This window comes from Providencia sp. PROV189 (genome assembly GCF_028480065.1).
Taxonomy (GTDB): Bacteria; Pseudomonadota; Gammaproteobacteria; order Enterobacterales; family Enterobacteriaceae; genus Providencia; species Providencia stuartii.
In genome coordinates this window covers 35,634-50,867 of record NZ_JAMPOG010000026.1, presented here as the reverse complement: position 1 = coordinate 50,867, position 15,234 = coordinate 35,634, and the positions used below count along the sequence as shown (strand labels likewise).

The 15,234-nt window shown below is 40.3% G+C and carries 12 protein-coding genes; 4 read left to right on the top strand and 8 right to left on the bottom strand.

The genetic code is table 11. From position 1 onward, the window contains the following. Positions 1 to 204: 204 nt before the first annotated feature. The 4 genes from PR833_RS15610 to PR833_RS15595 form a co-directional block, all read right to left on the bottom strand. Complete coding sequence (locus tag PR833_RS15610) at positions 205 to 807, bottom strand: hypothetical protein (protein WP_004924062.1); 603 nt, start codon at positions 805 to 807, stop codon at positions 205 to 207. A 71-nt stretch (positions 808 to 878) separates the two neighbouring features. Then, positions 879 to 1,952 carry an HBL/NHE enterotoxin family protein gene (locus PR833_RS15605; RefSeq protein WP_014657156.1) on the bottom strand — a complete coding sequence of 358 codons (1,074 nt, stop codon included), beginning with the start codon at positions 1,950 to 1,952 and terminating at the stop codon, positions 879 to 881. A 1,033-nt stretch (positions 1,953 to 2,985) separates the two neighbouring features. Next, entirely contained in the window at positions 2,986 to 3,897 is a 912-nt protein-coding gene (gene nagK, locus PR833_RS15600; protein WP_004924069.1) for an N-acetylglucosamine kinase, read from the bottom strand. Between the two features lie 238 nt (positions 3,898 to 4,135). Further along, entirely contained in the window at positions 4,136 to 5,317 is a 1,182-nt protein-coding gene (locus PR833_RS15595; protein ID WP_150376177.1) for an SGNH/GDSL hydrolase family protein, read from the bottom strand. Positions 5,318 to 5,556: 239 nt separating this feature from the next. Between PR833_RS15595 and PR833_RS15590 the strand changes: the two genes are divergently transcribed. The 3 genes from PR833_RS15590 to asd all read left to right on the top strand — a co-directional run bounded on the left by PR833_RS15590 (position 5,557) and on the right by asd (position 7,396). Next, complete coding sequence (locus PR833_RS15590; RefSeq protein ID WP_014657159.1) at positions 5,557 to 5,817, top strand: type B 50S ribosomal protein L31; 261 nt, start codon at positions 5,557 to 5,559, stop codon at positions 5,815 to 5,817. A gap of 2 nt (positions 5,818 to 5,819) precedes the next feature. Continuing rightward, entirely contained in the window at positions 5,820 to 5,960 is a 141-nt protein-coding gene (ykgO, locus tag PR833_RS15585; RefSeq protein WP_014657160.1) for a type B 50S ribosomal protein L36, read from the top strand. 329 nt (positions 5,961 to 6,289) lie between these two features. Further along, positions 6,290 to 7,396, top strand: a complete 1,107-nt coding sequence (gene asd, locus PR833_RS15580) for an aspartate-semialdehyde dehydrogenase (protein ID WP_272526330.1) — start codon at positions 6,290 to 6,292, stop codon at positions 7,394 to 7,396. A gap of 53 nt (positions 7,397 to 7,449) precedes the next feature. Here asd and PR833_RS15575 read toward each other — a convergent pair whose 3' ends face one another. After that, entirely contained in the window at positions 7,450 to 9,270 is a 1,821-nt protein-coding gene (locus PR833_RS15575) for an FUSC family protein (RefSeq protein ID WP_272526329.1), read from the bottom strand. Positions 9,271 to 9,387: 117 nt separating this feature from the next. Between PR833_RS15575 and PR833_RS15570 the strand changes: the two genes are divergently transcribed. After that, positions 9,388 to 9,849 (top strand): MarR family winged helix-turn-helix transcriptional regulator, encoded by a 462-nt coding sequence (locus tag PR833_RS15570; RefSeq protein ID WP_004924091.1) that lies wholly within the window; start codon positions 9,388 to 9,390, stop codon positions 9,847 to 9,849. Between the two features lie 40 nt (positions 9,850 to 9,889). Here the strand turns inward: PR833_RS15570 and PR833_RS15565 are convergent, their stop codons facing one another. The 3 genes from PR833_RS15565 to recF form a co-directional block, all read right to left on the bottom strand. After that, entirely contained in the window at positions 9,890 to 11,479 is a 1,590-nt protein-coding gene (locus tag PR833_RS15565; protein ID WP_272526328.1) for a phosphoethanolamine transferase, read from the bottom strand. A 226-nt stretch (positions 11,480 to 11,705) separates the two neighbouring features. Next, a complete protein-coding gene (gyrB, locus tag PR833_RS15560; RefSeq protein ID WP_004924097.1) occupies positions 11,706 to 14,120 on the bottom strand; it encodes a DNA topoisomerase (ATP-hydrolyzing) subunit B in 2,415 nt (804 codons plus the stop codon). An 18-nt stretch (positions 14,121 to 14,138) separates the two neighbouring features. After that, positions 14,139 to 15,233: a DNA replication/repair protein RecF gene (gene recF, locus PR833_RS15555; protein ID WP_004924099.1), complete on the bottom strand. Its 1,095-nt coding sequence runs from the start codon at positions 15,231 to 15,233 to the stop codon at positions 14,139 to 14,141. Position 15,234: the final 1 nt, after the last annotated feature.

Genomic DNA, 15,234 nt, shown 5'->3' with positions numbered 1-15,234 from the left:
AAAAATTCCTCGTTCAGCCAAAATATCACTAACATCGGCATAGCTCAGAGATATTGAATCATAGCTACGTATACACAAAGGGTGATAGAGGGAGCAAAATACTTCCATTTAAAATCATTCAGTGACATGGTTATTTTCCTAAATAATGAGCAATAACGTCACACCAATGCACTTTTTGCAATAAGCGCCTTTAATCCCTATATCCTAAAGTGACAATCTTAATTCCTTTACTTTTACAAATGAGGCTTCGGTTTGCACCTTAACAACTAACATCGAATTATATTGTTCATAGTTGTATGGTTGTATACTTATGCTAAAGAGATTATTTAGCGCTTTGCAATCCGATAATATTACAAGTAGATATACTTGAAAGTTCATTTCAATATTAAAAAAACCAATTACGTCATTTTTAAATTCATTTAATGCGTTAATTTCCGGATCACCATAGAAAATTTGAGATGTTGACATGACGTCTTCTATAGTACTAACACAGTCTTGCAGGACACTTATTTGTAACGATATATCATTAATGACATTAGATGAATCAAGTTGCATTTTAGAGAATGCTTCACGACAACTAGATATGTCATTCATATTTATAAAATTGGATATTGATTTAAGTTCATTAATCCAATTTTGGATTTGAGCTGATGAAGCCTCAATAACTTTCTCGCATACAAGCATTGAATTATTAATTGCTATGATTATTTTCTGAGCATAAAAGGGCAAGTTCCATTGCGAATTATTATACTTGCTTAATATACCAAGATAATTAAACATTAGGCTTTTATAATTTAAAATGTTCATACCTTCACCTTATGATTGAGTTAATTTTACTTCATGTTATTAACTTCCTATGCTATTTTTAGTGCTGATTTTTAATTAACATTAATTAAATCATAAGTTAACTTTTTAGGGTTGATGACATATTCAACACCACTCATTTGCGATTTAATTGTATCAGTATCTTTTAATACGATTTTAACTTGGTTATTAGCACTAGATAAGAATAATTCTCTAACATTATCCGTATTGATAATTCCCATATTTAGGTCACTAATAAGGTTATCTATATCATTAGAGAGAAACTGCCATGCATTTGACATTTCAAGTGAAGCTTGAGCTGCTTGTGATATACAAGTTGCCAGTTGCGCATTTCCCGTTGAACATGCTTGAGCGACTCTAACCTCATTTTTCAAATTAGCATCTTCAATTAATAACTTCTCTTTCAATCTAAGGTCACCCTGAAGTTTAAGTACCGCACCTATAACACCAGCAAGACCTGTTGCTATTGCCACCGCCCCTCCAATCACCATGCTTACTGCCGCCCCTCCGGTAACGAGGGAACCCACAGCCCCCACAATAATAGAAAAGAACCCTCCAGCAATACCTAAAGCACTAATCGTTATACCGGCTTGATCAGCAGCTATTTGTGTTTGTATATTGAGTATATTATTTCTATTTTGAGACAGCGCACCGTTATCACCTAGTATCGCGGTGTTTAATCTATCAACAACATCATAGAAACTCGCTACACTATTATCTAGCTTATGGCTAAATTGTGATAAGAGTGTGCTAGTTACATTCGCCTCACTTGCATATTTGTTTGATTGATCTCTAATCGCACCTAAAATATTTAGCCAATCAGAAATACTTTTTCCCGCCGGAACTTGGGATGCTATTGAATTATGAATTGTATAGTAAGCACTAATGCTGGAAATATTCCTAATTATCATTGGTTGTATCGTATCAAGATAATATTTTGCATTTTCTTTTGCTGTGCCTAATGCAGAATTGACATCTTGCTGTAAGCTAATTAATGACGGATTATTAGTGAAATTCACTAATGGCTGTTGCATAACGGAACGACAACTACTTTGTACAATCAAATCAAAACTGGATTGTTTTTTGTTTGCACTATTTATAGCTAAAGGAGATTGATTAAAATCCATGATATACCTCATTAATGTAATGCGATGCTTTATTTCATACGATTTAATTAATCATATGAAATAGAGAGATTGTTTAGTAATATCGGAGTTATCTTTTGCCATGATAATCACAGCCACTACATCAATTGATATTTTAAAAATATCTGATAAGTGATATTATGCGTTTAGAGTTTAAAAGACTGGCTTATCTGATAACCGATAAGGTCTGCTAAGGCGACTAACAAATTTAATGACTCCTAGCAATATGTGAACATATAGTTCATGATTTAATTTAATCATGAATCATAATTATTTTTTTGTGATGAAGTTGGCAAAAAATCAATTATAATGTCTTTATTATTATTTTGTCGTATTTATAGTTCAAAACTAGTAAGCGATGGTAAAGTGATTTAATCAATCAACTAATAAAAAATAGGCATGTCGCTAGCCCTATTTCATTGTCTAATAGTTAGACAGCTTACCCTTATATGTTGATGATAGCTCACCAGCTTCGTTAATATGATGGACTGTTTTCACTTAGTTAAATTGCGAATGCTTATGATGTTATTCGATTATTTAAGATAATTTCTGACTGGTTAAAAGGGAGGCTATATTATAATTAACCATATGTTTAATTTATTTTTGAACCTTAAGTTAAATGAGTTTAATCATTAATTGAAGATTTTCTTATTGACACTGTTAAATAAAAATATCAATAAAAACAATATGTAGCATTAATAAGTTGAGCTTTGATAAAAAATAAACACACCGTTTTTAACAGTGACAATAATCATTTGATAAAGAATAGGCTATTGCCATTAATTGGCGTTCAATAAATCTATCTGTCTATTGATAGACTGGGGGTGTTTGTCGAGGGGATGCTAAAAATAGTCATGCCAGATGTGAATTGGCGAATCTCTTTTTGGCCATTAATATGGGGCGTTTTACGGTGTTTTGGTTCCCGATCTCACTATTTAAAAACTGAAACAACGAAAAGAGACACGGTGTATTTAGCGCTGCTTCAGTTTTTTAGTATGAAAAAATTTAAATAGAATTAATCAAGTAAGTTTAAACACGCAGCACCTCTTGCACCACCGGAGTCACCATATCGTGCTTTTTCAATGGCAGGGAGATTCGCGATACCATACAAATACTGAGGCAAAACATCAGGCAGAAGTTGGTAAATACCATCAAATTGCGATAATCCGCCACCAATCACCACTAAATCAGGGTCTAGTATGGTCAATACTTGACCTAAAAACATCCCTAATAAATCGATATAGCGTTCAACATGCTGTTTTGCATTGCGGTCGCCTTGGTAGTAAAGCTGGATAATTTCAATCGCTGATTTTTGTTCACCTGTAAATGAGGTATAGATGCGTTCAAAACCTGGGCCGGACAAATAGGTTTCAAAGCAAGCAGGTTTACCACAACCGCACATGACTTCCGGAACTTGGTTTCCAAGTAAACGAGCGCCCTGTAAGGTCACATTCATATGACCAATTTCGCCAGCAATGCCATTTTTACCGGGAAGGACTTTACCGTGGGTGACAAAGCCGCCACCAACGCCAGTGCCTAATATCAGACCAAGTACCGTTGGGTAATTTTTAAACTCAGGCGCCCAAGCTTCTGAAAGCGCAAAACAGTTAGCATCGTTCTCTACTTTGACTGGGCGTTGTAAGGTATCGGCTAAGTCATAGACCAAAGGCTGATATTTAGCGGCGGGTACATTTGTAGTAAATACCGTTCCTTTCTCGTGGTTGACAATACCGGGTATGCCAACTCCCACCTTTCCTTGACCGTTAAATTGAGTATCAGCTTCTTCAGTAAGATGACGAAAAGCATTAAGGAGAGCTTGATAATCATCTTTTGGTGTTGGTACGCGTTTTTGCCAAATGGGGTTGAGTGATTCATCAAACACAGCAAGTTCAATTTTTGTACCGCCCATATCAAAGCCGTAATACATAGGTATCTCCTTAATGGTGACAATTATCTAATACGCTTAGTATCACTTTGATAAGTCATAAATGGTAGCGTTTGAGGCTGATTATATAAAAGTTTTTAGTCAGATAATGCGGCTTTGCTGCTAGACATTGTTTTTGTTCATGTTAAAGAAAGCGCAGATTTTGCCGTGGCAGTGTAGGGAGGGCAATAAGAGGCTAGTTGTATGGACAAACGAGCCTCCTGTTGTTTTTTTAGACGGTTTAAGGTTCGCTGATTAATATTGATTTGTTCTGTGGATTAAAGTTTTTATAAATAAAATGATGCAATTCCATCGCAATAATATGATGGATTTCTTGGGTTGGATGTACCTCGTCAACAAATACATAGTGAGGGTCGATTTCTAAGGGAGCGTTCCCGAAGATGTACCCATGTGAAAAAGCCTTGTTTACCTCATAAGATCCCGGCTTTCTGGCATTTATGTTATTGACGACATTCATAATGTTATCCATGGTGTTATTGACGTCAAAGAACATGATCCGACAAGGTTGCTGTAAATTCATAAGCTCAACGAGTTGTCTAAGTTTATGATTATGTTCAATAGAAATACGTTGCATTTCCTGCCGGTATTTGGGGTTTTTCTCTGCGACCTTTTTGGCGTAAGGGGTTTGAGAAAGGTCGGGTATCCCCATGACTAAAATTTTCCTAGCGCCTTTTTGCACCATCTTCTCAATTGATTTTTTTTGACTCAAAACGACGAAATTCACGTCTGTTTTATGATAAGTGAGATAATCATTGGCACCGATAAAAACAATGACTAAATCTTTTTCGGTAAAATTTAACCCTTTTATCTGTTTTTCCATATTAGAGAGAAACCTAAATTTAGGGGATGACGTTGAATAAGATGCACAAGGTGCCCCACCTTCCGCCCTATTAATAAGCGTCACTTTCGGGTCGTGAGATATCCCTTTATGGAATGCCACGCTTTGCATGATGCTTGGCATTGTCAGAAATTCGGTCCATACGCTGCCATTAGTAAACTTACCTTTATAGTATTGAGAGGAGCGGGGGATAAGCCCTTTTGACTTGTGATACATCCTCTTTTCTGAGTCAGACAAGCTATCACCAATCACAATGACTCTGTCAAAATAATCAATAATGGGTTTTTTTGGGTCATTTCCCATTGATAAAAGGTTATCTAGGCTTGAAGTATGCACGTTGTGGTGTGGCGGAAAGGCCTCTTGGTACTCCATAGCCAATTGGAACATTTTGCCGGGGATCCTGCTTTCTATTTTCTTTTCACCACTGAGTGTGGCATGTACTTTGGGGGCAGAAGATTTTATCTTATTTTGTATACTCTTAATCGAACCTAGTAGCGTGTCAGTGAAAGAAGGTTTTATCTGTTTAGCGACAGTATGCTGAGAAGTAATTGATTCTACGTTCATTGATTTACTCTATTAGTTGTTTTGATGATTAATAAAACTATCAACTAATAGTTGGTCTAAATATCAAATAAAGATTATAGCTCCCTATAAAATCAGTGCGTTTTATAGCAAAAACATTCATTTCCACAATAAAAACAAATATTTAATAATTTTTTAGTGTTCCTTTTCAATAAAAGGATTGCATCGCTATTTAAAAGTGTATATTGTTATATTATAACATAACAATTAGAGGCGTTATGATGAAATCTGGGATCCATCCTCAATATCGAACCGTCGTGTTTCACGACACCAGTGCTGATGCTTATTTTAAAGTTGGTTCAACGATTAAAACGGAAAAAACAATAGAGTTTGAAGGTGAACGCTTTCCATATGTCACTTTGGATGTCTCTTCACAGTCACACCCGTTTTATACCGGTAAACAAAAAATGATTTCACAAGAAGGGAAAACCGCGCAGTTCCAGAAACGTTTTGCTCGCTTCCTATCAAAAGAGGAGAAATAAACGTGAAAGTCTTGAGTTCATTAAAAACCGCTAAACAGCGCCACCCTGATTGCCAAGTCGTTCGTCGGCGTGGTCGTGTTTATGTGATTTGCAAAACGAATCCACGTTTTAAGGCGGTACAGGGTTGTAGAAAGAAACGTTAAGCTTATCTAGGAACTGTTAGTGATTGATTTTCTTGACTTCAGTTTTCCTGCGCCATCGCGGCAGTCCTGTGTCGCGATGGTTTTTTTTCATTAGCCCCTCTACGTTTAGCCTTTTGCGCGTAGGGTATAAGCGCCAAGATAGGGGGATCATTAGGCACATTTCTAATCTTCTTACTATTAGTGAATAAATTCACTTGCACACTGGTTCATATTTTGTCAGCTTTAATGTACCCAATAAATTTTTTGTTTCTGCTGAGAGCAAAACCTGTTTTCGGATGGAGCAGAGCATTTATTCGGGGGGAGAATTTTAAACAGACAGGGTGAACATAATGAAAAATGTAGGATTTATCGGCTGGCGAGGTATGGTCGGTTCAGTTTTGATGCAGAGAATGGTAGAAGATGGTGATTTTAATGCAATTCATCCTGTATTTTTTACCACCTCGCAACATGGCGCTGAAGCGCCAACTTATGGTGGGCATCGCGGAACGCTGCAAGATGCGAATGACATCGATGCATTAAAAGCGCTAGATATCATTATTAGTTGCCAAGGCGGTGATTATACGAATGATATTTACCCTAAATTACGAGCATCAGGCTGGGAAGGCTATTGGATTGATGCGGCATCAGCCTTACGTATGAAAGATGATGCGATCATCATTCTCGACCCCGTCAACCAACAACATATCCAAGATGGACTGAATAAAGGCATTAAGACCTTCGTTGGTGGTAACTGTACGGTCAGTTTGATGCTAATGTCGCTAGGCGGCTTGTTTACCAATAACCTCGTTGAATGGGCTTCTGTCGCAACATATCAGGCAGCTTCAGGGGCTGGCGCGCGCAATATGCGTGAACTATTAATGCAAATGGGTGCATTACATAATCAAGTGGCTAAAGAGCTACAAGATCCTGCATCGGCCATTTTAGATATTGAGAAAAAAGTGACCGACTTTACTCGTAGCGGCACCATGCCAACCGATGCGTTCGGGGTACCTTTGGCAGGCAGTCTGATCCCATGGATTGATAAAGCGCTAGAAAATGGCCAAAGCCGTGAAGAGTGGAAGGGCCAAGCGGAAACTAACAAAATTTTGGCAACAGGTAGTAATATTATCCCTGTTGATGGTTTATGTGTACGTATTGGTGCATTACGTTGCCATAGCCAAGCATTCACATTAAAACTGAAAAAAGATATCCCGCTCAATGAAGTTGAACAGTTGCTGGCTTCTCACAATGAATGGGTGAAAGTCGTCCCGAATGATCGTGAAATCACCATGCGTGAGCTGACACCTGCTGCGGTGACTGGCACATTGAGTACCCCTGTGGGCCGCCTGCGTAAACTGAATATGGGGCCAGAATATCTGTCTGCCTTCACCGTCGGTGACCAACTGTTGTGGGGTGCTGCCGAGCCACTACGTCGTATGCTAAACATCCTACTATAAGCCATATAGACATATTAATCTGCACCTCACATCCAACGTGGAGGTGCAGTTTTTTATCTTCTTTTCTGCTCCGCCAGTCTGTTCAAATAGTCCTGTAATAGCATTAGCCTCTTTGGATTATCGTGGTTATTACTTAATCGCTGAATGATTCGCTCTAGCTTGTTTGCATCGATTTTGTCGTGTTGTAAGCGAAAAACTAATGCATTTAGGGCGCGTTTTTTTGAGGGTTGATGCATAAATTGTTTATGCAGTATAACTAAAATCAACCAGATACCTTGCCTTACCTCGAAGAAATCAAGTGTAGCAGAGAAAGACTGCTCGCTTTTTTTGGCAAGTATTAACCCATTTAATAAACGATGCATTAGGCGCGTTGTTGATGGTTTATGGCCTTGAATAAGCTGTGCAACCCCTTGCTTAAATTGTTGATCAGCCAGTTGAAGCAGATGTTGGTAACGTTTTTGGGGGGTAGTCGGATAAATCCACATAAAGGCAATCATAGCCACAAGAGGTCCACAGACAATCGCAATCGCATTCCCCACACTGGTTGTAAAAGAAATTGAAAATGGGTAGCTAGGTTGCAGTAAGATCAGTGAAACCATTATGTAATCAAAAGCAATAAATATTAATCGGCTATGAGCAAAAATAATGATGCCGCTAATGATGACAGGGATAATTAACAAGGTCATTTGCCATGATGAGCTTGCAAAAGGCCACAGGCACCAACTGCAAATTAAGGCGGCAATAGCCCCCAAAAATTGCCCCGTGAAAACATTTTTCATGAACTTATCGGGGTAATCAAATGAAGCAAATATGGTTAGCATCACTGAAAGGCCTAAAGTGAGATAAGCCAGTGTCTGCCATTGTGTTAATAGCCAAAGCACCCCAACCACACCAATGGTGATAAATGACCGCGAAAATGCATGCCATGCCGAAATCTTGTCTTGATGTAATTTGAGCTTATCGACTCGGCTTTCACGCTTTATCGAGGTGCCTTTAATTGCGTAATAGAGCGTGACCAAAAGATTTTTTAAGGGGCCATTTGGGCAAAGTGATAATAAGTGTTTCCACTCTCTTTCTGACGGCTCTTGGTCTGGAAAGGGGAATGCGGCAATCGATTTAAATTGCGTTAAATGCAGTAATATTTGGCTTTGGGCAATTAATCGTTGCCGTGCTTGAGTCACCTGTTTTCGATGGTAGCGCCAACCAATACGGTTTGCTTCTAACTGCTCATCATAGCTTGCGATTTGCTGCCAGAGATGATGAATATCATCTGGTTTAATCGCTTCTTTCTTATGTAAGGCTCGATGTAAAATAGTATAAAACTGTTGATTTATCTGGTTTTTTAAAACAGTTATAGGTGCTTGGTCTCGCTTTGGCGTGAATAGATAATTAAAAATCACAGCAGAGAGAACGCCGACCAAGATAGTCCATAGCCTATCCCAAGCCACCAAAAAGATATTGTTTGAGTCATGTACGCTAAGCATGCTTACCATCACGGCAGAATAACCTGCGAGTAACGTACCATAAGCCACAAATCCTTTTTGGAGTTGCCCAATACCGCTACACGCCCCTAGCCATATGGCAAGCCCAAAGATAAACAGTAGCGGGTGGATAAAATGCAGGTAGATGAGTAGTACCCCAGCGAGTACGCCACTGACAGTACCGGCAAAACGCCACCAACTCTTTTCGAGTAAGTTTTCACGCCAAGGCTGAGCAGATGCCCACACAGTCATCGCTGCCCATTGTGGATGGACAAGCTGAAAATATTGAGCAACAAACAGCGCAATAATTGAGGCGCAAGCAGTGATTGTGGCAAAGCGTAAGCGATCTGAATTAAAACCTAAACGCTGCAACAAAGCATTATTTTGTGACATAAAGTATTGAATATGGGTAATATCTGCGTGTGAATAGTAAGATTAGTTGATATTATCAACTAAATGGATAACAGATTATTAACTAATTAGTTGATAAAATCAACTAATGGGGTATTTATGCGGACAGACCAAGCGCGTGTTTTTGGGATAATTAGCCGTGCAGCCCATCGCTATATGAAATGGATGGGGGAGCCTTATGGGATCAATGCGATTGAGTGTTTGATGTTACTTCATATTCAGCAATATGATGAATCGACGCTTGAGCAAATCTCGCGTGCAATGGTGATTGATAAGTCGGTGACAACGCGCGGGATCAGTAAATTCCTTGAGCAAGGATGGGTCGAAAAGAAGAGTAGCTTAATTGACAAGCGTGCTTACCATATCTCGCTAACGGCGGTTGGGGAGCAAATTGTTGAGGAGCTGAATGATAAATTAAATAAGTGGAATGATTACTTGGCGGCAGATTTAACGGAACAAGACGCTGAGCAACTATTTGGTTTTCTTGACAGCCTGGCAAAGAATGCCGTTGATATTTCTATTAAAGATTTCCCTGAACGGTTTACGGATAACCAAGAGTGATGCACTCGCTCCAATGATTTTAGAGCGAGCCATTGCCTGATTATTGTGGTGATGTCTGTTCTGAGGGGAGCGTATTGAGCTCCAATAAGTTCCGATTACCATCAATCATGGTGATCGTTTTCTGTGGCTGATAGCACTCGCGTAGTGGAGATAAACAGGCTTTAGGGGAGCGCTGTTGTATTCCTAACCAATCACTCATTAGCCAATAATTATTCGCGGTAGAATAGGGCTGATTGAGGGCGGTTTCGTTCAATACAGGTTTGGACGCACTCTGGCTGTACCATATAAACAGGGGAATTTCATAGGCCTCTTTGCGTGGGCTATTGACACCATGGTGGTAGTGAATGTTACGGTCACTGTCTAATCGCTGTAAGGCATGATCAGAAAAATACATAACGGTTGCAGCCTTACCATCTAATTTTTGCAAGATCTTATCGATAAATTTATCGGTATAGGCAATCGAACTATCATAACAGTTATCATCCTCTTGCTTGCTAAATTCTTGGTATTGGTCTTCAGGGAAGCGATTACAGGATGGTTCATGACTACCATAGGTATGTAATACAATCAGTTTTTTCTTTTCCCCATTCTGCGGATCATCGCTAATGGCTTGGTCGAAATAGTCTAAAATCTCTTCATCGTAACCGACAAACTCATTCCATTTCTTGTGTTTTGCCATGCTAGCAATGGTGGAGATAACGCTGGTTTTTTTATTGGTTTTACCTTGATTGCTGATCCAATAGGTATCAAAGCCCGCATGGTTAGCTAAGGCAATAATGTTATCAGCATAGTGCTGCTTATCCTGCATCTGTGAAAAGCTAATGTTTGAGAGAGACACTGGCACCGATAGGATGGTGACTGGTGCAGGCGAATAGGCCTGATTAAACAGCAGCATTTGTGGTTTACGGCGGTTTAAATTGGGTGTTGTATCGTATTGATAACCATAAAGGCTTAAGTGGTCTCGGCGTACCGATTCGCCAATGATCAAGACATAAACATCGGTAGCAGTTTCTTTTTTATCGTATTGATATTGAACAGTATAACTGGATATCTTCCGAATGCCTCTATTTTCATATAAATTTCTGATCAGTGCAGACGCGTTATAAAAAGGGGTGTGAGAGAGATATTGTTCCCCTAAAAGTAGATAGCTATCTTGTTTCGCGAATAACGCGGAATAATAGGTTGGGATCAACACAAGATAACCACAAAATAACCCCAAGCTTGCCCAAGTGACTTTGCGATTGAGGTATTTAGCACCTTGACGAATACTCAAAAAATAAACAGCGAAAACAATAATATAAAATAGAACATAGTATTTGTTGTAGGAGAGCATGCCTACAGTTTCACTGCTATTGGTGTTGATAAATGTTTCGGCAATCGACGAGGAAAAGCGGATATCGTGTTTTTGATAAAAGAAAAATGAAACGGAGAGGTTGAGCGCCCATAAAAAGGTAACAAATACCGTGATGATTTTCCCAGCCAGCGTGCGGTAGATCCCCGCACAAAGCAACATAACTAATGTGCCCGTTACGGTGATCGCGAGCTTGGAAAGTAAACTAATATCACCACCCAATAGTGCGGGTATAGCGGAAATCAGCAAAAAGTAAATTAAAGTGATAAATAAACGCATAGTGATAATGATTGGTTATATCTAATTTAAAGATTTAATTGGGTATTATTTTTAATTAAGTTAATTAGGTATGTATTAAGCGTTTATAACATAAAAAAAGAGAGTTTAATCAATATACAAGGGGTAAAAAACTGTAAACTAGCGTTATGTTAAGTCATGGATAAAAGAAAACCCTATGTTTTCACACAGGGTTTTCAAGCTGATAACGGTTTTTTCTCGCCGCAAATTAGATATCAATATTTGCCGCTTTCAGAGCATTCTCTTCGATAAAGGCACGACGAGGTTCAACGGCATCACCCATCAAAGTGGTGAACAGCAAGTCGGTTGCGATAGCATCTTTTACGGTGACGCGCATCATACGACGTGTATCAGGGTTCATAGTGGTTTCCCAAAGTTGCTCAGGGTTCATCTCACCAAGACCTTTATAACGTTGTACCGATAGGCCACGACGTGACTCACGGCTTAACCACGCCAGCGCTTCCTCGAAGTTTTTGATATTCTGGCGGCGTTCACCACGTTCGATATAAGCACCTTCTTCAATTAGGTCGGCAATCATGTCACCTAAATGGGTGATGCGGCGGTATTCGCTACCGTGAACAAAATCAAAGTCGAGATTGTAGTCAGTATCGACGCCATGAGTACGGATACGAATGGTTGGTTCAAATAGCTGACGTTCGCGATTTTCCTTGATGGTATAGCTGTAAGTACTACCAAGCTGCTCATTGTCTTCTAAGCGTTGAACTAAGCCTTTAGTCCACTCTTCGACTTGTTCACTGCTTTTCAGTGCTTCTTCCGTCAAGGTAGAGTGATACACCAAGCTATTCAGTAATGCTTGTGGATAGAGCCGCTCAAGACGACGAATGATCTTGTGTGCAGCATTGTATTCAACAACCAGTTTTTCTAGCTCTTCGCCTTTCATCGCCGGTGCATCAGCACTTAGATGTAGCGCGGCTCCATCAAGTGCAATAGAAATGAGATACTCATCCATCGCATCATCATCTTTGATGTATTGCTCTTGCTTACCTTTTTTCACTTTGTACAGTGGAGGCTGAGCGATATAAACATGACCACGCTCAACAATTTCAGGCATTTGGCGATAGAAGAAGGTCAATAACAGCGTACGGATATGCGAACCATCGACGTCAGCATCCGTCATGATAATAATGCTGTGATAACGCAGTTTATCTGGGTTATATTCATCACGCCCAATACCGCAGCCTAAAGCGGTGATCAACGTAGCGACCTCTTGTGAGGAGAGCATCTTATCGAAACGCGCTTTCTCAACGTTAAGAATTTTACCTTTTAGAGGCAAAATAGCTTGGTTCTTGCGGTTACGGCCTTGTTTTGCAGAGCCGCCCGCGGAGTCCCCTTCCACAAGGTAGAGTTCAGAAAGTGCTGGGTCGCGCTCTTGGCAGTCTGCCAGTTTGCCCGGCAAACCCGCCAGATCTAAGGCGCCTTTACGGCGAGTCATTTCACGTGCTTTACGTGCTGCCTCACGCGCACGCGCTGCATCAATAATTTTACCAACAACAATTTTTGCGTCAGTTGGGTTCTCTAATAGATACTCAACAAACCGTTCATTCATCATGGTTTCAACGGCTGTTTTCACCTCAGAAGAAACGAGTTTTTCTTTTGTTTGTGATGAAAACTTAGGATCAGGCACCTTAACAGAGATAACTGCAATCAAGCCTTCACGGGCATCGTCACCGGTTGCACTGACTTTAGCTTTTTTCTGATAGCCTTCTTTATCCATGTAGTTGTTGAGTGTACGTGTCATTGAGGCACGGAAGCCTGCAAGGTGAGTACCCCCATCACGCTGTGGAATATTATTGGTGTAGCAATAAACGTTTTCTTGGAAGCCATCGTTCCACTGCATGGCGATTTCAACACCAATACCATCTTTCTCAGTTGAGAAGTAGAATACAGATGGGTGAATTGGGGTTTTATTGCGGCTTAAATACTCAACGAACGCTTTAATTCCACCTTCATAGTGGAAATGGTCTTCTTTGCCATCACGTTTATCAATCAGTCTGATTGAGACACCAGAGTTTAAGAATGACAGTTCGCGCAGACGCTTAGCTAAAACGTCGTATTCAAATTCAGTGACGCCTTTGAAGGTGTCTAAGCTTGGCCAAAAACGGACGCGAGTTCCGGTTTGATCGGTTTCACCAACAACAGTTAGTGGGCCTTGTGGCTCACCGTGGCAATAAGTTTGTTCATGAACTTTACCATCACGGCGGATAGTGAGCTCTAATTTTTCGGATAAGGCGTTAACAACAGAAACCCCAACTCCGTGTAGACCGCCGGAGACTTTATAGGAGTTATCGTCAAATTTCCCGCCCGCATGCAGTACCGTCATGATAACTTCTGCTGCTGATACCCCTTCTTCCTCATGGATACCTGTTGGAATACCACGACCATCATCTTGAACAGAGACTGAGTTATCAGCATGGATTGTGATCACGATGTCGTCACAAAAACCGGCGAGGGCTTCGTCGATAGCGTTGTCGACAACCTCGAAGACCATGTGATGAAGACCTGTACCATCGTCGGTATCACCGATATACATGCCTGGGCGCTTACGCACGGCATCCAGCCCTTTTAATACCTTGATACTTGAGGAGTCATATGTATTCGACATCAACGTTTCCCGCTATATTTATTCCTGTGGTTTAACTTCTATTTTGCCATGTTCTACGCTAAACATCTTGCTATTTACATCAATCATGTCTTTAACTTGCTCAGGTGTTATTGCACTAACAAACACTTGAGCTTGCGTAGCCTTAAGCCGAGCAGCCAATAATTGACGGCGTCCCGAATCAAGTTCTGAGGCAAAATCATCCAGTAGATACAGGCATCTTTGCCCGCTCTGTTGGGTGAAAAACTCACCCTGCGCTAACCTTAATGCGCACATTAAAAGTTTCAATTGACCGCGTGAAAGCATATCTTCCACAGGGGTTCCATTCGCCCTGATCCGCAAATCAGCTTTATGTGGCCCAGAGGCGGTATAGGTTAACATTTTATCACGCTCAAATTGGCGTTCTAATAGCTCTGAATAATCGATTTCTTTATCCCAACCGCGTTGAAAAGAGACCGATAATACAAATTCAGGCAAAAATTGTTGGCAGGTTTGCTCAATATTTTCCGCAATACCTGCAATATATTCACTACGCCATTGGCTGATTTGCTCTGCAAGCGGAGCTAATTGCTGATCCCAATGGCGTATTTGTTCATAGCGACTGACCTGCCGTAATGCAGCATTGCGTTGCTTTAATAACCGTTTTAAGTCTGACCAAACGGAAAAAAACAACGGTTCGTTATGAAAACAGCCCCAGTCGATAAATGCACGTCGATACTTAGGGCCACCGTTTAGTAAGGTAAACCCTTCTGGGGTAATTAATTGCATTGGCAGTAATTTTGCCAGTTCTGCAATTTTATGACCGTCTGTGCCATCAATTCTGACTTTACTGTCACCCTCACGGTTTTTACTCAACCCTAACGACAATGCTTTGCGCGATGCATCCAGATGGCCTAATTTCCCATGTAGGATAAATTGAGCCTGTTCGTGGCGGATCACGCGGTTCGCTTGGATACTACGAAAAGCACGACCATGTCCCAAGGTGTATATCGCTTCAAGCACACTGGTTTTGCCGCTCCCATTGGGGCCAATTAAAAAATTGAACCCATTAGCTAAAGCGAGATCGGCATCTTCAATGTTACGAAAATCGCGGATCAATAAACGCGAAAGGATCATA